General features: G+C 46.6%; 13 protein-coding genes and 2 pseudogenes. 9 read left to right on the forward strand and 6 right to left on the reverse strand.

The features are described 5' to 3' along the window. Positions 1-115: 115 nt before the first annotated feature. On the reverse strand, positions 116-1,246 hold the full coding sequence (gene cra, locus N5E84_RS20385) for a catabolite repressor/activator (protein ID WP_175418685.1): 1,131 nt from the start codon (positions 1,244-1,246) through the stop codon (positions 116-118). A gap of 223 nt (positions 1,247-1,469) precedes the next feature. On the opposite strand from cra, the gene fruB reads away from it, so the two are divergent. The 6 genes and pseudogenes from fruB to N5E84_RS20415 all read left to right on the forward strand — a co-directional run. After that, positions 1,470-2,612, forward strand: coding sequence for a fused PTS fructose transporter subunit IIA/HPr protein (gene fruB / locus N5E84_RS20390; RefSeq protein ID WP_019283396.1), 1,143 nt, complete (start codon positions 1,470-1,472; stop codon positions 2,610-2,612). 10 nt (positions 2,613-2,622) lie between these two features. Beyond that, positions 2,623-3,576: a 1-phosphofructokinase gene (gene pfkB, locus N5E84_RS20395; protein WP_019283397.1), complete on the forward strand. Its 954-nt coding sequence runs from the start codon at positions 2,623-2,625 to the stop codon at positions 3,574-3,576. Positions 3,577-3,594: 18 nt separating this feature from the next. After that, complete coding sequence (gene fruA / locus N5E84_RS20400) at positions 3,595-5,337, forward strand: PTS fructose transporter subunit IIBC (RefSeq protein ID WP_064626671.1); 1,743 nt, start codon at positions 3,595-3,597, stop codon at positions 5,335-5,337. A gap of 141 nt (positions 5,338-5,478) precedes the next feature. Continuing rightward, positions 5,479-5,856: a hypothetical protein gene (locus N5E84_RS20405; protein ID WP_231494673.1), complete on the forward strand. Its 378-nt coding sequence runs from the start codon at positions 5,479-5,481 to the stop codon at positions 5,854-5,856. 53 nt (positions 5,857-5,909) lie between these two features. Continuing rightward, positions 5,910-6,593, forward strand: a complete 684-nt coding sequence (locus N5E84_RS20410) for a DedA family protein (RefSeq protein ID WP_026028609.1) — start codon at positions 5,910-5,912, stop codon at positions 6,591-6,593. Positions 6,594-6,998: 405 nt separating this feature from the next. Beyond that, a pseudogene (locus N5E84_RS20415) lies at positions 6,999-9,416 on the forward strand (M16 family metallopeptidase); the annotation flags it as partial. Positions 9,417-9,491: 75 nt separating this feature from the next. On the opposite strand, the gene N5E84_RS20420 reads toward N5E84_RS20415, so the two are convergent. The 4 genes from N5E84_RS20420 to N5E84_RS20435 all read right to left on the reverse strand — a co-directional run bounded on the left by N5E84_RS20420 (position 9,492) and on the right by N5E84_RS20435 (position 13,830). Continuing rightward, a complete protein-coding gene (locus tag N5E84_RS20420; protein WP_176212337.1) occupies positions 9,492-10,586 on the reverse strand; it encodes a S1 family peptidase in 1,095 nt (364 codons plus the stop codon). Between the two features lie 128 nt (positions 10,587-10,714). After that, positions 10,715-11,704 carry a trypsin-like serine protease gene (locus tag N5E84_RS20425; protein ID WP_019282410.1) on the reverse strand — a complete coding sequence of 330 codons (990 nt, stop codon included), beginning with the start codon at positions 11,702-11,704 and terminating at the stop codon, positions 10,715-10,717. Positions 11,705-11,781: 77 nt separating this feature from the next. Further along, positions 11,782-12,915 (reverse strand): glycine cleavage system aminomethyltransferase GcvT, encoded by a 1,134-nt coding sequence (gcvT, locus tag N5E84_RS20430; protein WP_029388266.1) that lies wholly within the window; start codon positions 12,913-12,915, stop codon positions 11,782-11,784. A gap of 291 nt (positions 12,916-13,206) precedes the next feature. Continuing rightward, positions 13,207-13,830, reverse strand: coding sequence for a helix-turn-helix domain-containing protein (locus tag N5E84_RS20435; RefSeq protein WP_019282412.1), 624 nt, complete (start codon positions 13,828-13,830; stop codon positions 13,207-13,209). Between the two features lie 395 nt (positions 13,831-14,225). Here N5E84_RS20435 and N5E84_RS20440 point away from each other — a divergent pair, with 395 nt between their 5' ends. The 3 genes from N5E84_RS20440 (at position 14,226) to gcvP (ending at position 18,932) form a co-directional block, all read left to right on the forward strand. Continuing rightward, positions 14,226-15,533, forward strand: a complete 1,308-nt coding sequence (locus tag N5E84_RS20440) for a serine hydroxymethyltransferase (protein WP_017043957.1) — start codon at positions 14,226-14,228, stop codon at positions 15,531-15,533. Positions 15,534-15,590: 57 nt separating this feature from the next. Further along, on the forward strand, positions 15,591-15,971 hold the full coding sequence (gcvH, locus tag N5E84_RS20445; RefSeq protein ID WP_013868476.1) for a glycine cleavage system protein GcvH: 381 nt from the start codon (positions 15,591-15,593) through the stop codon (positions 15,969-15,971). Between the two features lie 81 nt (positions 15,972-16,052). Beyond that, on the forward strand, positions 16,053-18,932 hold the full coding sequence (gene gcvP / locus N5E84_RS20450; RefSeq protein WP_029388267.1) for an aminomethyl-transferring glycine dehydrogenase: 2,880 nt from the start codon (positions 16,053-16,055) through the stop codon (positions 18,930-18,932). A 186-nt stretch (positions 18,933-19,118) separates the two neighbouring features. On the opposite strand, the pseudogene N5E84_RS20455 reads toward gcvP, so the two are convergent. After that, a pseudogene (locus tag N5E84_RS20455) lies at positions 19,119-19,364 on the reverse strand (transposase); the annotation flags it as partial. Positions 19,365-19,373 lie beyond the last annotated feature (9 nt).

Consider the following 19,373-nt stretch of genomic DNA (forward strand, 5'->3'; position numbering starts at 1 on the left):
AGTGCTTCATAATACGCGATTAACCAAGAAAAGCGACGTAAGATCGAGAAAAACAGAGCTTAGGTTACGTGAATTTTCTTGATGACTTTATAAAAATTAAGCTAAAAAGTGACCATCAATAGATACGAACTTTCAGTTTACGAGGCACCAATTCGATCCCAGCTTGATAACGTTTTGCCGAAGCGTTGAGTGCCAACGCGAGTGCGCTGTCGGCAATCAATTCAAACTGCTGCGGCAACGAGTTGATTTTAATCGGCAAGAAATCAAGTAGACGGTTGTCACCAAATGTCGATAACTTAACCTGATTCATTAAACTTGGGTTTTCAAACAATACATCTAAAATCCCTTCAAGCAGAGTGTAGGAAGTCGCGACGATCGCATCTGGCATACTGTTATTGGCGATCCATTCATTCACCACTCGTTTACCCTCTTCACGGTTAAAGTGCGCGCCATAACCGATGATACTGTGCACATTTTTCGCTCTCAGCGCTGATTCAAACCCCAACTGGCGTTCTTGCGAAATATTAAGCTCTGGTAATGCACCGACCAAACCAACGGTTTTGATCTCCGGCGTTAATAAAGAATGCGTCAATTCAAACGCGGCGTTGAAATCTTCACTGATCACACAAGCGAAAAATTCATCATCTAACGGGCGGTCAATCGCAATAACCGGAGTGCCTGAATGTTGCAACTTGAGATAAAACTCACTGGCGTTAGGAATCGCGCTGGCGACAAATAGCGCATCGATGCGGCGTGAGACTAAGGCATCCACCACCGACATTTCGGTATGCGGATCATCGTCCGAACAGGCGATGAGAATTTGGTAACCCGCTTGGCGAGAGTTCTGTTCTAACAATTTAGCAAGACGCGCGTAACTGGTGTTCTCAAGATCAGGGATGATGAGCCCAAAAGAGCGGCTATTTCCTGCTCGCAAAGCAGAAGCGGCGTGATCGGGACGGTAATTATGAGCATCCACCACGGCCATCACTTTCTGCTGGGTTTTTTCACTAATGCGGTACTTCTGCGCTTTGCCATTGATTACATAACTGGCGGTGGTTTTAGAGACTCCCGCTAACTTCGCTATCTCATCTAGTGTCATATCAACCACTCTTGTTCTGTGCGTCGGATCATAGAACTCATTTTTTGATCCTTGATGAAGTTGAATTATACGCTGAATCGATTCAGTATAAAAGCTGAAAGGATTCAGCAAAATTACAAAATGATAACTAAGGCTGCATTTGACCATCACTTTATCGATGTAAAGATGACCAAATGTGAGTGTTATAAAAAATGAGCAGTGCGAGTAAGTTGAATAGTGCCATTTTTCGTCAAAAATAGGTTTGCTGAATTTTTTTGGGAAAAAAGCTGAAACGATTCAGCTTGAATAAATAATATTAATAAACTATCGCTTAGGTGAAATCTATACTTCAAAGTGATAACGAATTAAGCCGTAAGGCAAAGAGGCCAAAATGCTGCAACTCAATTCCAACAATATTACTTTGGGCCAATCTCCCACGAACAAGCAAGAGGCGATTCGAGCTATCGCAGCGGATCTAACCAACAAAGGGTTCGTCGAAGCAGGTTATGTCGATGGCATGCTTAACCGTGAAGCTCAGAATTCGACCTTTCTTGGTAATGGTATCGCGATCCCACACGGTACAACCGATACACGTCAACTGGTTAAGCAAACGGGTGTTGCCGTTCATCACTTCCCTAACGGCGTTGACTGGGGTAACAACACAACCGTTTATGTCGCGATTGGTATTGCAGCGAAATCCGATGAACATTTGGGCATTCTGAAGCAACTGACGCAAGTGTTGTCCGCCGATGGCGTTGAAGAGAAACTGAAACAAGCGTCCAGTGCCAATGATGTGATTGCACTCCTCAATGGTGAAGTGCAATTTGAGCCTGATTTTGATGCTTCGTTGATCCAACTGCTTTTCCCTGCCAGTGATATGGTACAGATGAGCGCCGTCGCTGGCGGTTTGCTACGCAATACCGGCTGTGCCGACAATGAATTTGTTGCCGAACTGGTCACGAAAGAGCCAACCCACTTAGGCAAGGGATTGTGGTTAATCAGCAGTGACAAAGCGGTCAAACGCACGGGCATTTCGTTTGTGTCAACCGCCAATGCGTGTGAATACAATCAACTCAACGTCAAAGCCTTGATCGCGATTGCCGCTTGTAATAATGCTCACCAAAACATTCTGGATAAGCTCACGCAGCTTGTGCTTCAGCAACAGCAAGAAACCTTGCTCAATGCGAATGCTGCCCAATTATTGGCTTTCTTCAGCAATGACAATGAGCAAGCTCCGGCAAAAGATGAGAGCGCAGCAAGCAAGGTTGCGGTATTCAAAATCAAAAATGCACATGGTCTGCACGCTCGTCCAGGAGCGATGTTGGTGGCCGAAGCGAAGAAATTTGAAGCCAATATCAAAGTGTCTAACTTAGATGGCGACGGAAAAACAGCCAACGCGAAAAGCCTGATGAAAGTCATTGCGCTGGGCGTAAAACATGGTCACCAGCTTCAGTTTTCAGCTGAGGGGGCAGACGCCGAGCAAGCATTAGAATCGATCGGTAAAGCGATTGCTTCTGGTCTAGGTGAAGGGTGAGGATTAAGCCATGACAAATAAAGTCGTCACTATCACGCTAAACCCAGCGCTTGATTTAACAGGTAGCTTGGATGTGCTGAATGTTGGCTCAGTGAGCCTAGTCAAACAAGGTTCACTTCACGCCGCAGGTAAAGGGGTTAATGTTGCGAAAGTACTGAGCGATCTCGGTGCAAAGGTGACTGTGACCGGCTTTCTTGGCCGTGATAACCAAGCGTTGTTCTGTCAGCTATTTGATCAGATGGCCGCAATTGATGAGTTTGTTCGTGTTGATGGTGCAACCCGTATTAACGTGAAATTGGTGGAGCAATCGGGTGAAGTGAGCGACATCAATTTCCCCGGAGTTGAAGTGACGCCGCTTGCCATTGAGCAGTTCGAACGCACTCTCGAGAGATTAGCCGCTGATCACGACTATTTTGTGCTCGCTGGTAGCTTGCCACAGGGCATCTCCCCAGCATTATGTGCTTCGTGGATCGAAAAACTGCACTCGATGGGTAAAAAAGTACTGTTTGATAGCAGCCGTGATGATCTCAAAGCGGGCCTTGACGCTAAGCCTTGGTTGATTAAACCAAACGATGAAGAGCTTTCTCAATTTGTGGGGCGTGAACTACACACTCCTGAGCAATGCCAAGCGGCCGCCGCGCAACTGGCCGAAAAAGGCATCGAAAATATCGTGGTGTCGATGGGAGCAAATGGCGTGATGTGGTTGAACCAACATCAATGGCTGCATGCAAAACCACCACGTATGCAGGTCGTTAGCACTGTTGGCGCAGGCGATACTTTAGTCGCTGGCCTTTGCTGGGGACACATGCAGCAGATGGAAAAAACAGAACTGCTTACTTTTGCCACTGCCCTCTCTGCGTTAGCTGTTACGCAAGTCGGCGTGGGTATGTCAAACCGAAAACAACTAGAAACCCTACAACAACAAATCCAATTACAACCCGTTAGCTTAAGCGCTAACTCATAAGGACAGAAGGTCGTAACTATGAAGATTGCTATTATTACCGCATGCCCCAGTGGCGTTGCAAACAGCATCATTGCTGCCGGGCTGCTTGAACAAGCGGCAAAATCGCTCAATTGGACCGCTGTGGTTGAATGCCATTCCAGCATCATTCAAGGCCATACGCTCTCTAGCAGTGAAATCGACAACGCAGATGTGGTGGTTATTGCTCGTAATACACCAATAGATACCACCCGCTTTATCGGCAAAAAAGTGTACCAAAGTGACATTTCAGCCTGCACGTCTGATCCCGTTGCTTTTTTGAACAGCGCGATAAGTGCAGCGACTATCCTAACTGAGCAAGAGGCAAAAACGGTATCTGCGCCAGTCGTAACGCAAGCCGCTAAAAAAATCGTGGCGATTACCGCTTGTCCAACGGGTGTTGCACACACCTTTATGGCGGCAGAAGCGCTAGAAAACCATGCAAAACGCCTTGGCCATCAAATCAAAGTAGAGACACGTGGTTCTGTGGGCGCGAAAAACCAACTCACGGCGCAAGAGATTGCTGATGCGGATTTGGTGATCATTGCGGCCGATATCGAAGTACCACTCGATCGTTTCAACGGCAAAAAACTGTACAAAACCAGTACAGGTCTTGCACTGAAAAAAACCGAGCAAGAGATCACCAACGCGTTTAACCAAGCGTCTATTTATACGCAATCGTCAGCGTCTAATAACAATCAAACCGAAGAGAAAAAAGGGGTGTACAAGCACCTGATGACTGGGGTATCTCACATGCTTCCTGTCGTAGTCGCGGGTGGTTTGATCATCGCACTCTCTTTTGTGTTTGGTATTGAAGCGTTTAAAGAGCAAGGCACATTGGCGGCAGCGCTGATGACCATTGGTGGCGGTTCAGCCTTTGCATTAATGATCCCTGTCATGGCGGGTTTTATTGCGTTCTCGATTGCTGACCGTCCGGGGCTTGCTCCTGGTTTGATTGGCGGGATGTTGGCAAGCTCTACCGGAGCCGGTTTTCTTGGCGGTATTGTGGCCGGTTTCATTGCAGGTTACGCCGCTAAATTCATTGCAGATAAAGTCTCCTTACCTCAATCGATGGAAGCGCTAAAACCGATCCTCATCATTCCATTTGTGGCGAGTCTCTTTACTGGCTTGGTGATGATTTACATCGTTGGTGGCCCTGTATCGAGCATCATGGCTGCAATGACTGAGTTCTTAAACAACATGGGCTCAGCCAACGCCGTACTTCTGGGTGTAATCCTAGGCGCGATGATGTGCTTTGACTTAGGCGGGCCGATTAATAAAGCAGCGTATACCTTTGGTGTTGGTCTACTTGCTTCGCAAACTTACGCACCAATGGCCGCTATTATGGCTGCGGGTATGGTGCCAGCGTTAGGTATGGGCCTTGCGACTTTCCTTGCCAGAGACAAATTTGAAGCCGGTGAACGTGAAGCGGGTAAAGCCTCATTTGTACTAGGTTTATGCTTTATCTCTGAAGGGGCAATTCCATTTGCAGCGAAAGATCCAATGCGCGTTATCCCAGCTTGTATGGCTGGCGGCGCGTTAACGGGTGCACTGTCTATGCTGTTTGGCGCGAAATTAATGGCTCCGCACGGCGGCTTATTTGTCCTACTGATCCCAAATGCGATTACACCAGTACTGATGTACCTAATCGCGATTGCGGCTGGTACGGCGGTGACTGGCTTTGGTTACGCCTTCCTTAAAAACCGCGCAAAAGCGAGCGAGAGCTCAACCGCGGCAGCAATATAATTTGCATCATTAATATCTAACCATCATGAGTGAGCAGCAGCGCTGCTCACTTTTTCACGCTTTTCCAGGGCTAAAATTCCTTTACACGCACCGCTGACACGCCGCATACTCACCCTCAGTTTAAGTAGCCTCGCGATAGTTATGATCCAGTCATTGATGTTTGCCTTCTTGTTTAGCTTATTGAGCCTGTTCTCCTCGCTCAACCTCAATGCTACACAAAGCTTTTCGGCGAGTGAGTCTACGACAATCCAGCATGTTCGTTTTTCCAGTCATCTATTTCTTGTTGATCGTGATGCAGCGATATTAACCACAAGGCATGAAACGCCACGAGTCAGTGGGCTTCGGTTAATCTCAGATGACGACGAAAAGACGAGCGCAGAAACTACCCTACTTTCTTACATTCTCAGTACCACTGCGTTTGTCGTCATTTGTTCTCTGTATATAGGTCAATCAACTCACGTTTTTGTGCGTAAAGCACTGCAATTTTCCAACCTGTATTCACGCTTCGCCCACGCTTAACACCTTTTTCAATCGGACCAATTATTACTATTTACTGATTGAGGAAGCTTGTCATGAATACTTTTTTGTCTATTTTCTCTGCCTTATGGCATCAAGATCTGTTTGCGCTACAACAGGTCGATCTGTCGTTACTTTACCTCTGCATTGGGTTACTTATCTTCGTTGAAAGTGCATTTATTCCAGCAGCGCCACTGCCTTGCGATAGTGTGATTGTACTGTGTGGTAGCCTTGCGGCCGTTGGGGTACTCAACCTGTATGCCATTATTGGCGTGCTGGTTTTTGCTGGTTGGCTGGGCAGTGCGATCGCCTTTTATCAAGGCCACCAACTTAAAGAGTGGCGATTAGTCTCAACTTGGCTCAACAAAGTCTCAGAAAAACAGTGGCGCACTACCGATAACTTGATCCAAAGGTATGGGCTACTGGCCATGTTCATGGGGCGCTTTCTGCCGGTAGTTCGTTCTTTGCTGCCTATGGTAATGGGGCTGCGTAATGCAGTAACACCAACACGCTTCCTGCTCGTCTCACCACTGAGCGCGCTGGCGTGGATTCTGTTTTTGGTCGGCTCAGGCTTAGGTATTTCTCTTTTGCCCGATAAGCTTGCCAAAATAGCCAATCATGCGTTGATATTAGCACCACTGATGACACTGTTGATCGCTATCTCAACGGTACTGGTGGGTTGGTTAATGCGTAAACGTTCACTGCAAAAAGCCCCTCGTATCAGTGAAGAAAGCCAGTAGATCACCGAACTAATCTCTCAGCAGTGTGAAGCTAATGCTTCCACTGTTGAAGAAATTAGCCAGCCTCTCTGTTTTATGGTGTTAGCTGACGTGTTAGAGATATCCAATACAAAGGTGGGTAAACTATTCAAAACCTAACACTACCGTTACACAATGTAATTAATAACATTCATTGTTACGAAAAAATTGAAACTTCTTTCTCAAAACCTGAGTTGACAGTCACATTCCCCAAAATAATTCAAACCTCATGACGTATATTGCCACCAAATACATGTCGAGGTTGTTATGAAAATATATCGTCTACTATTCGTTAGTTGCTTATTTCTGTTGGGATGTGCTTCAAATCAAGCATTCACTCCGATCAAAGAAGATCCCTATTGGGCGAGCGCCGAGCTGGCCAATGGCATGAAATACCACATTTATCCCAATCAAAAAGAACCCGTTTCCATCCGCTTGATTGTTCACGCAGCCGCATTTCAAGAAAACAATCAGCAACAGGGCTACGCTCATTTTCTTGAGCATATGGCTTTTAATGGCAGCGCTCATTATGCCGGAAATGATGCGATCAAAACCTTTGAGCAATCAGGTGTCAGTTTTGGCCCTGACATCAATGCTTATACTGCTTATCAAGAAACGGTTTACAAACTGGATTTACCCGATAACCAAGCGGTAGAGCCAGCTCTGGTCTGGTTTAGAGATATTGCCGATGGTATAGAGCTTACTCCCACATCGGTTGAAAATGAAAAACGCGTGATCATGGGTGAGTTTCGTTTCTCACGCAAAGAGGAGAAGAGCTACGCTCAAAACGTTTATGAGCACATGACTGCTAATACCTTATATGCGCAACATGATCCCTTGGGCACCAAAGAGAGCGTGAACCAAGCGACAGCCGAAGGGATTGCTGATTTTTACCGCACTTGGTATCAGCCACAGCTCACCGAAATCGTTATCGCTGGCAATATCACATTAGAGCAAGCCACGGCATTGATAGAAAAACATTTCGCGAGCTGGGAAAAAGGCAGCACGCCAATGCCGACTAGAAATCACAGCATTACGGCCAATAATACAGATTTTGTGGGTTACATTGGTGCCAATGACTCACCGAACATTAGCCTATTCATCGACCGTGGCGAGCAAAAAATAGCCAGCCGTGAACAACAAGCCCAGTGGTGGCTCGATGATATCGCCCAGCAACTGATACAACAGCGGTTATCCAGCAATTTTAGTGATGTCAACCTTCCGGCACTTTGGATTTATTCCCAAACTATCCCGTTTGAAACCCAGCGCTATTCGTTTGCAGAGGTCGGGTTTCCAGTGGACTCAAGAGAAGCATCGCAAAATCTCTTCTTCTCCACACTTGCTGCATTGCGTGATCATGGTGTGAGTGAGCAAGAGTTTCAGGCGATTTTCCGTCAGTATCAAGAGATGTTAGCGAACTTCGATAACGATTGGCAAAAAGCCACCGCGATAGATTTAGTCGAAGAAAAAACGCTGGCGCGCACGTTAGATCAACCGATCCAGTCACATTTAGACCGACGTTCGACGTTAACCGAATTTATCTCGACCACCAACAGTGCCATGCTCGATAAACACCTTCGCAAATTATTGTCTAGCGACTACCAGATCAATATTGGGTTGGATAAAAGTGAAGACAAAGAATCCGTCGTCGCGACACTGCCAACACTCAAAACCCTGTTTGCCCAAAAAGGGCAGCCACCGCTATTGCAAGAGGTCAATCAAGCTTTTGTAACACCTACGCAAATAGGTGCCATTTTGTCAGAATCTCAACTTCAAGAGTCGATGGATATCACCACTTGGACGCTAAGTAACGGTGTTGAAGTGTGGTATCGCAGAGACACTAACGCAGGGGAAAAAGTGTATGCCTCTTTGGCAAGCCTTGGTGGTAAAGCAAGCTTAGAGCCCGATTTGCGTAAAGCTTCTGAAGTGCTTATTCCGAGTGCCATACGCGGTGGAATTGGTAACTTTAGCGGCTCTCAGTTGGATAATCACCTGAGAAGACACGGCATCATATTGAATCCCTACATCGACTTTACGTCGCATGGTATCAGCCTTGAATCATCTAAAGATGAGTTAGCCGAAGCGTTTGCGGCCCTTTATACGGCGATGACAGCCATCAACATCGACGACAGCCATCTGCAGTTAACAAAACAAGAGTTTAAGCAAAATCGTGATACTTTTCTTCGCTCACCCATTGGCCAGATGGCGCTCGCCATTAATCGCAATAGCTATCTGCCGGACACCACTCATTGGTTATACGAAGGATCGGACATCAATACGGTGAGTGTTGAGCAACTGATGCAAACCCATGATGATCTCTTTAAGAAAAATAGAGGCTTTAAACTCTTTATTACCGCAGACATTAAACCTGCCGAACTGAAACCGCTATTGCGTACCTATGTAGCGTCATTAACCTTCAGCTCTGCACCTGAGGTCGATTATCGCATTGATTATCGCGCAGACTTTCAGCCTCGAATCGACATGGCGATCAACGATGAAAAAAGCAGTGCCTATCTTACCAGAGTGATCAGTAACGACCCGGAACACAAATCGGCTACTACTATCTTCATGGATGATATGTTGTGGCGTGTGGCAAACCGCCGCATGGTGAGTCAGGTGCGTGAACAGCTAGGGTTGGATTACGCTCCCAATGCTTTTTCGGTTTCAGCCGATAGTGAACCACATAACGATTGGCTATTTAGCGTGGATATTTCATCCAATGATGTCGATACCGCAGAGCAAGCCATTGATAAGCTGATTGACGGTTTATCCGTCGAAATAACGGAAGAGGAAACGCTCACCGCAGCAAAACAGTTGATTGCCGATCTCAAACCACTCAAAGACGACCCCAAGCAGATGAATTGGTTTATTCAACGTTATTCACTGCACGGGTACGGCATCGATGCGTTGTTTAACATAGAGCAAACGGCAAACCGAATCACCGCACAAGAGATGACGTTGAGAGCCAAGCAAATTTTTAATCACCACAACAGACGAACCAAAATTATTATGCGCCCGAAAGCGAAATAACAGCAGTAGAGTCAACCCTAGGATACTCAAACTGCCACCGCTCTCCTCTTGAGGGGCAACAGTTTGAGTATCAATCAGAACACGTACCCCATTTTGAGTGGCAACATAATATTTAGGCGCCTCTGCCCCTGTAAGAACGCGCTGAATCCAGCTCTGATAATCATAAAGCTCCGTAAATACCGAGGTGATCGGTTGGTTAGTATCGCCACATAGTGAAGGCCCAAAGCTGGTTAAACCAATTTGAATGTATTGCGAGCCATTAAACCAATAGACAGGCCCACCGGAATCGCCAGAACAGGTGGAGTTTTTATATGCACCGCTTACCGCACCATCAAAACAGATCTGCTTTGAGGTCAGTGCCGAGCCATAAAAAGCGCTACAGACGGCATTACTAACAAAAGTGAGGGTCGTTTCTTGCAACTGCTTATTAGCATTCGGGACATTACCCGCCACGTAGCCATGCCCAATCGCTTTGTAATTATTGCCAGCAGGGTAATCATTATTTAACTGAGTATTGAGTAGCGCAGAATAGTCCGCCACATTGAGCGGTGTTTCGAGCTTGATAATCGCAATGTCATCACGCCAGAGTGCGCTGGACGAATTGATGTAAGTACTGGGGTAATAAAAAGCCGCCGCGCGCGATATCTGAATATTCCCGTAGGGGAAATCGACCACATTATCCAACTGAGGCACTACCACTGTGTAAAGCATGGTATCTTTTTTACCGTAGATACAATGAGCTGCCGTCAAAATAAACTGTGAATTGATAATACTCGCCCCACAAAAACTGTTGGTACTATACTGAGCGCTGCTTTGATATAAAAGGCTAGCAAAAGAAGGGTAAGTGGCACTGCTGGTATCCGAACCATTCACAATGTAAGGCTGGAAATCAACCGCATAAGCATTTGCTGATAGCATCGCACTGAACAGTATCCATTTGTACATCCATCACCTCGTCACTCATCTAGAAAGATACGCGTGTATCACTTTCAAGTTTAGCGCCCTAAGTGGAACCTGCTCAAAAAAGGCAATAAAAAAGCGACCTAAACAGGTCGCTCGAGATCAATAAGGGTTCAACGTCTACGAATGAAGGGGATAAACATCAGCAGTAAAGACCACCAGCCGAATGAACCGCCACTGTCAGAAGGTGGGTTTAAATAAGCTTGGCGTTTCGCTTCTGTTGCGACAAATTTTGGTGGTTCAGAGCCAAGCAGAACACTCTCTATCCAAGTAGAATAGTCAAGGATTTCCGTAAATACCGATGGAGCAGTAACCAGCGGGTCTCCACACTTGGTATTTGGCCCGAAGCTGGTTATACCAACTTGGATATAGTTACCGCCATTATGCCAAAATAACGGGCCCCCAGAATCTCCTTGGCACGTTGCATTTTTTAGCGATGTAAGTGCATTTATCGAACCGCTCATACATAAATTAGTATCGGGCACAGCAGTAGAACCATAAATACAAGAACTATTAGCCACATAGGTTAAATCGGTTTGTTGTAGAGACGTTTTAGTATCGAGGTTAGAAGAGGTATTACCATGCCCAACCGCAATAAAATTTGCTATTGATGAGCGATAAGTGCTATCCGAATTGGCGGTAGGCCGCGTTAAGTAGTCAGCAGACGACACCATTGTCAAAGGCGTTTCAAGCTTGAGCATCGCAATATCATCCAAAAAGGTAGTGCTGTTATAGGTCGATGGATAATAAATTTCTGCCACTCGCGCTTTTTCTAATATGTTATATGGGAAATCTGTTTCAATTTGCAGCTTAGGTACAACAGAGGTAAAAAGCTGATTTGCACTATTACCATAAACGCAGTGCGCAGCCGTCAATACATATTGGTTATTGAGCAACGAAGCACCACAATAACTTCCTTTTCCATATGAACCGTTATAAGCAATTTGATCAAAAAACAAGCTCGCTATAGAAGGAAACTCCGTCACGCTTGCATCCGTACCGTTTACTATGTAGGGCTGAGCATCAACGGCGAACACATTACCAGAGACGGCGAGCGAAGATAAAAGTACTACCCATTTGTTCATCATGTCATTCCTTATCACTTTGAACCCAGATAGTACTTAATCCATTATCGATATGAAACATCTTTAAATGCGCTTTTATTACATTTTATGATGCTTTAGCCGCGATAATAACGCTGAGCCACAAACGGCATTTTCTCAACCACCATTGGCAGCATTTTTCCGCGCACATCAGCAAAAAATTCTGTGCCTATCGCTGATAAATCAGCTCGGATATAGGCCATAGACACGGGCTTGCCAGCCGTCGGTCCCGCTGTACCACTGGTCACTACACCTATATGCTGGCCATCGGCATCAAATAGCTCAGTGCCTTCACGTACTGGCGCTTTAGTTACCCCCACTAAACCTACACGTTTACGTGCAACATCTTTGCTTTCGATCTGCCCAAGAATGATGTCTGCACCCGGGAAACCACCCGCACGCTCACCTTCAGCACGACGCACTTTGCTTATCGCCCATAACAAGCTCGCTTCAACTGGCGTTGTGGTGGTATCAAGATCATGCCCGTAAAGGCACAAACCGCACTCTAAACGCAGTGAATCGCGCGCGCCCAGACCAATCCATTCCACTTCTTCATAAGCGGTCAGTTTACGCGCCAATGCTTCGGCCTGCTCTGCCGGTACAGAAATTTCATAACCATCTTCACCGGTATAACCACTTCGGCTGACAATGCACTGGGCTCCATCGATGTCCATTAGCTGAATATCCATAAAGTGCATCGTCATCACTTGTGGTTGCAGGCGAGCTAACACTTCAGCGGCTTTTGGCCCTTGCAGCGCTAACAGCGCGCGATCGTCAATGACTTCGAGCTCAACACCTTGTGGCAAATGTGCTTGTAGATGAGCAATATCTTGTGCTTTACAAGCCGCATTAACCACAACAAACAGATGATCATCAAGGTTAGCAACCATCAAGTCATCCATGATGCCACCTTGTGCATTGGTGAAAAAGGCGTAACGCTGCTTGCCTGCTGGTAAGTCAATAATGTCGACCGGAACCAATGACTCCAATGCTTGCGCAGCATTGGCTCCATGCAAACGAAGTTGGCCCATATGCGAAACATCAAACAAACCAGCCGCCTCGCGAGTATGCAAATGCTCTTTCTTTACCCCTAATGGGTACTGAACGGGCATGTCATAGCCAGCAAATGGCACCATTTTCGCTCCAACTTCGATGTGCAGCGCATGTAAAGGAGTAGTGAGTAATGTTTGATTTGCATGTTCTTGAGTCATTTTTATCTCCATTTCAGCCGACCCAGCAGGGAATTCACCACCAAATTTTGGCTATTATGTCCAAAGAAGAGGAAACCATGTTTCCAATAGTGAACAAGAATGCGCCCGTTCGGGCGGATTAACAAGTTCAAAACAAGATGAATTGTCAAAATTAACAACCCAATCACAATTAAAAGTCGCGAGATGCTTACCATCGCCTGAGCTAAAAGTGATTAAAAGCACACTACAGAGGGCAAAGCCAACAAATGGCAAACGATTGCTGTCACTATAAGAAACTTCGCGTTTTCACACTCATTTTGCCGTAACCCACAAAATCAATGCATCCTCTTCGCTGACAGAGACCAGCATGTGCCCCATGTTAGCGTCGTAATAAACGCTATCACCTTCCGCCAATCGAACCGGTTCATAAAATTCGCTATAGAACAAAACTTCACCCGTGAGGATCAACAAAAACTCCTCACCATCGTGACGAATCCAGTCACTGTACTCTTCAAATGCACGAGCTCGCACTCGGCTTTTAAACGGCATCATTTTCTTATTAGAGAGCTGCGTGGCGAGTAATTCATGCTCGTAAGTTGGGGTGGGATGCGGCTTTCCCTGACCAATACGAGAAATATCCCTACGACCTGTTGCCACAATTTTCTTTGGTGGCTCAAATAGTTGAGGCATATCTATCTGCAATCCATGAGCGAGTTTTTGCATCGCTTGGTAGGTTGGAGAAATCTGTTCGTTTTCGATTTTACTCAATGTAGATCGAGCTAATCCTGTCCGCTGGCTCGCCTCTTCTAGCGTAATCCCAAGCTTAGAGCGGATCTCTTTAATACGTTGCCCAAGCTTAAGCGGTTCGATCGTTTGTTCACCAGTTTCCTTGGCCAAAGTCAACGATGGGTACTCATCATAAATGTCTTCAGACATGCTTTCCCTCGATTGTTATCTTCCTGATTTCGGCCATCATTGTGGCATAAAGCCAACGCAAGGTTAAAGAGGCTGCACGTAAATAAAGCGTGCTCTTGCTTACAAAAAAAGAAACCATGTTTCCTATAGGAAATTTTTGATTGATTGTTTATAAGCCAAAGAGTATGTTACTGACTTGTTAGATAAAGAGATGCAGTTTACCACTTATTGCGGTTAGGGATTTAACAAGGTTTAAGTGGCTTTTCACCCCGTGTTGTTGGGGTTGCAATCCAGTTTAAGGATAACTGACACTCTGCTTTTTTGTTGTCGCCTAACGGCTTAACGATAAGGCAGCCACTAAAAAGGAATGACGGAATGTTTAGCCAATCCGTCGGATTATTGGAAGGTCATCTACCATGAATGCCAACGTGAACAAAAGTTACCCCAACCACTGCCTTGAGAGCTTTTTCTCAACCAACCTTGCTGCCACTGATGATGCTGTCTTTGCGGGTATTCAAGCCGAATACGTGCGCCAAAATGAACAAATTGAGCTGATCGCCTCAGAAAACATCGTTTCAAAAGCCGTTATGCAAGCGCAAGGTACTTGTCTCACCAATAAATATGCAGAAGGCTACCCCGGCCGTCGCTATTACGGTGGTTGCGAACACGTTGATACCGTCGAAACCATTGCGATTGAACGTGCAAAATCCCTATTCCATTGTCAATACGCCAACGTGCAGCCGCATTCAGGCGCACAAGCTAATGGCGCGGTGATGCTGGCTTTACTGCAACCGGGTGACACGATTTTAGGTATGTCTCTGGATGCCGGAGGCCACCTCACTCATGGCGCTCGGCCTGCCCTCTCTGGTAAGTGGTTTAATGCTATCCAATATGGTGTCGATAGCACGACCTTAGAAATCAATTATGATGATGTACGCAGCCTCGCGTTAGAGCATCAACCAAAAATGATCATTGCGGGCGGCTCTGCCATTCCTCGCGTGATTGATTTTGCCAAATTCCGAGCCATTGCTGATGAAGTGGGCGCGCTCTTAATGGTCGATATGGCGCATATTGCCGGATTAGTCGCCACTGGTGCTCACCCAAGCCCATTGCCGCATGCCCACGTTGTCACGACCACCACACATAAAACCTTGCGCGGCCCACGAGGCGGTATGGTTTTGACCAACAGCGAAGAGATCAGCAAAAAAATTAACTCGGCAGTTTTTCCCGGCCTACAAGGTGGCCCGTTAATGCACGTAATTGCAGCCAAAGCGGTAGCACTAGGCGAAGCGCTGGGCCCTGAGTTTCATCGTTATATTGATTCGGTGATCGATAACGCAAAAGTTCTCGCCGAAGTATTGCAAACTCGCGGTTGTGACATTGTGACTGGCGGGACTGACACTCATCTCATGCTTGTTGATCTTCGCCCTAAAGGGCTGAAGGGGAATATCGCCGAACAAGCATTAGAGCGTGCAGGAATCACATGTAACAAAAATGGCATCCCATTTGATACCGAGAAGCCTATGATTACTTCGGGTATTCGTTTAGGTACGCCAGCTGGAACCAGCCGTGGTTTTGGTCGTGAAGAATTCAAACTCATCGGTGAGTGGATTGGCGATGTTCTCGATGGCCTTGTTGTGAGCCCAGAAGGAAACAGTGATGTTGAGCAACGTGTGCGCAAACAAGTTAAAGCGCTGTGCCAACGCTTCCCACTCTACCAATAGCCTTTTTAAATTAAACACAAGTTCAAATCAATACGATACTTTTTTGGAGATAAAGCAATGGACAATACACTGAAGTTTGCAGATAGCCACGAGTGGGTGCGCGACAACGGTGACGGCACAGTGACCATCGGTATTTCTGAGCATGCGCAAGAGATGCTTGGTGACGTCGTGTTTGTTGACCTACCTGAAGTAGATACAGAAATTGATGCTGGAGACAGTTTTTCTCTAGTTGAATCTGTCAAAGCCGCTTCAGATATTTACGCACCGATTACAGGTGTCATCGTTGAAATCAACGAAGAGTTAGAAGATAGCCCAGAACTCATCAACGAAGAACCGTATGAAGGTGGCTGGATTGTGAAAGTGAAGATGTCTGATGCTTCTGAACTCGACAATCTAAAAAATGCAGAAGAGTACCAAAACTCTATCGAAGAAGATTAATTAGCCCATCACGGATCAAAGCTGCCCAGCATGGGCGGCTTTTTTTTAAGGTCGCACACGATCTTTGAAAAGGTAAAGGAAATGACTGAATTACTTCACAGCCCACTGCTTAGCCAGTTAAGTACTGAAAATGAGTTTGTTGCACGCCACAACGGACCCAACCCAGCCGATCAACAAAAAATGCTCAACGCGATTAACGCCGAAAGCTTAGCCGCGTTAATCGAACAAACCGTTCCTGCGCAAATTCGTTTAGAAAGCCCAATGTCCCTTGCTGCGCCTAAAAGCGAAGCCGATATGCTCAGCGCGATGAAAGTATTTGCCAATCAAAACCAGATTAAACGCACGTTCATTGGTCAAGGTTACTACAACACCTTCACGCCGAACGTCATTTTGCGTAACGTACTGGAAAATCCCGGTTGGTATACGGCTTACACGCCCTACCAGCCAGAAATCTCTCAAGGTCGTTTGGAGTCGCTGCTTAACTACCAACAAATGGTGATGGATTTAACAGCGATGGATATTGCCAACGCGTCGCTGCTCGATGAAGCAACCGCCGCTGGCGAAGCAATGACACTGTGTAAACGCGCAGGGAAAAGCAAAAGTAACGTCTTTTTTGTGGCGGACGATGTTCATCCACAAACCATTGAAGTGGTAAAAACTCGCGCTGAATTTATCGGTTTTGAGGTACAAATCGGCGCACTCGACTCATTGCCTGAACAAGATGTGTTTGGCGCGCTGCTGCAATACCCAAGCACCACAGGTGAAGTGCGTGATTTAAGCGATATAATTGCTAAAGCGCAAGCCAATAAAATCTTGGTTACTGTTGCCACGGATTTACTGGCCAGCACCTTGCTGAAACCAGCAGGTGAAATGGGCGCGGATGTCGTGATTGGCTCAGCTCAACGTTTCGGTGTCCCTATGGGTTACGGCGGCCCACACGCCGCCTTTATGGCCACGCGTGAAGCGCACAAACGCACTATGCCCGGCCGCGTGATCGGAGTGTCGATTGACGCCAAAGGTAACCCAGCACTGCGCATGGCAATGCAAACTCGCGAGCAGCACATTCGCCGCGAAAAAGCGACCTCGAACATCTGTACCGCGCAAGCCTTGCTGGCTAATATGGCCTCGTTTTATGCTGTCTATCATGGCGCAGAAGGGTTGCGCACCATTGCGCGCCGTACTCATCATATGACAGCAATTCTAGCGGCAGGCTTAACTCAAGCGGGTTACGAATTGGTGCATAACAGCTTCTTTGACACGATTACCTTAAAGAGTGCCGCTCAAACTCAAGCTCTGTACGCAAAAGCGCAGCAAGCCGACATCAACTTACGCCGATTTGATGACCAATTAGGCATCAGTTTGGATGAAACCACCACCACCGCTGATCTTGAAACCCTGTTTGCGGTTTTCGATATTAAGCAATCGGTAAGCGCGCTGTCGGCAGAAATTGCCGCCAACGAATTTGCAGCGATTCCAGAACACTGCCGTCGTCAATCTCGCTTCCTAACGCATCCTGTGTTCAACACCTATCACAGTGAAACGCAAATGATGCGTTATTTGAAAAAACTTGAGAATAAAGATTTTTCATTAACTCACGGCATGATCCCGCTTGGCAGTTGCACCATGAAACTGAACGCCGCAGCCGAGATGATCCCTGTCACTTGGCCAGAATTTGGTTCAATCCACCCATTTGCACCGAAAGAGCAAGCCGCAGGTTACGCCGCTCTCGCTAAAAATTTAAAAGAAAAGCTCTGTGAAATCACAGGCTATGATGCCTTCTCGCTACAACCAAATTCCGGTGCTTCTGGCGAATATGCAGGGCTTGTGGCGATTCAGCGCTACCACAAAAGCCGTGGTGAAGGGCACCGTAACGTCTGCTTAATTCCGAGCTCAGCACACGGCACCAACCCTGCAACCGCTTCAATGGTTTCGATGAAGGTGGTGGTCGTGAAATGTGATAATAACGGTAACGTTGATATCGCAGACCTCGCAGACAAAATTGAGAAGCATAAAGAGCACCTCTCTAGCATCATGATCACTTATCCTTCAACGCACGGCGTTTACGAAGAACAAGTTAAAGAAGTGTGTAACATGGTTCACGCCGCGGGCGGCCAAGTTTACCTTGATGGCGCCAACATGAACGCGCAAGTTGGTTTAACCAATCCGGGCTTTATTGGCTCTGATGTTTCTCACCTCAATCTGCACAAAACATTCTGTATTCCTCATGGCGGTGGCGGCCCAGGTATGGGGCCGATTGGTGTAAAATCTCACCTAGCGCCTTTCCTACCGGGACATATTGAAGGAGGAGTTGAAGGCAGCGATCACGCCGTATCTGCGGCCGATTTAGGCAGCGCTTCTATTTTACCTATCTCATGGGCTTATATTGCCATGATGGGTGCAGAAGGCTTAACCACGGCTACTCAAGTCGCTATTCTAAATGCCAACTACGTGATGGAAAGACTGCGCCCACACTACCCTATTCTTTACCGTGGTAGTAACGGCCGCGTAGCGCACGAATGCATTATTGACATTCGTCCGCTTAAAGAAGCGACAGGTATCAGCGAAGAAGACATTGCTAAACGTTTGATGGATTACGGTTTCCACGCACCGACGATGTCATTCCCTGTTGCTGGCACCTTGATGATTGAACCAACCGAATCGGAAGACTTAGCCGAATTGGATCGCTTCTGCGAGGCGATGATTGCGATTCGCGCCGAAATGGAGAAAGTTCAATCAGGCGAATGGCCATTAGCCGACAACCCGTTAGTGAATGCGCCGCATACACAATCGGATCTCGCGAGTGAAGCATGGGCTCACCCATATTCTCGTGAAACGGCTTGCTTCCCATCCGCTCATACTAAGGCATCAAAATACTGGCCAACCGTGAGCCGCGTCGATAACGTTTACGGCGACCGTAACCTTGTCTGCTCATGCCCAAGTATCGATAACTACCAAGAGTAGGTGCTAACGTTGATAGCTCGTCGTCACAACTTATGATCATCTTTTTGGTTGTGACTGACTTTGTTATCAATATTCAAAAAAGTATCCACCGGCATAGCCGGTGGTTTTTCATATGCGCCTATAAGGCTTTCCTACTGGCAGCGCCCTAGCTGGCGCGTAGTGATCTGACATTTGCATATGACTATTCCTGCGGCCCGTAAACGGGCTACCTGAGTACGGGATCGATAATTGCTCTCCCATTTTACCCTGCTCTAGTTGATGCTTTATGTAACTTTGTATTTTGCCGGTATTTTTTCCTACCGTATCGACATAATACCCTCGACACCAAAATTCCCGATTCCTGTACTTAAACTTCAAATCACCAAATCGCTCATAGAGCATCAGGCTACTTTTTCCTTTCAAATACCCCATAAAGGACTTAGTATCAAGTTTGAAGTGCGA

Source organism: Vibrio sp. J502, from assembly GCF_025397955.1.
Lineage (GTDB): Bacteria > Pseudomonadota > Gammaproteobacteria > Enterobacterales > Vibrionaceae > Vibrio > Vibrio anguillarum.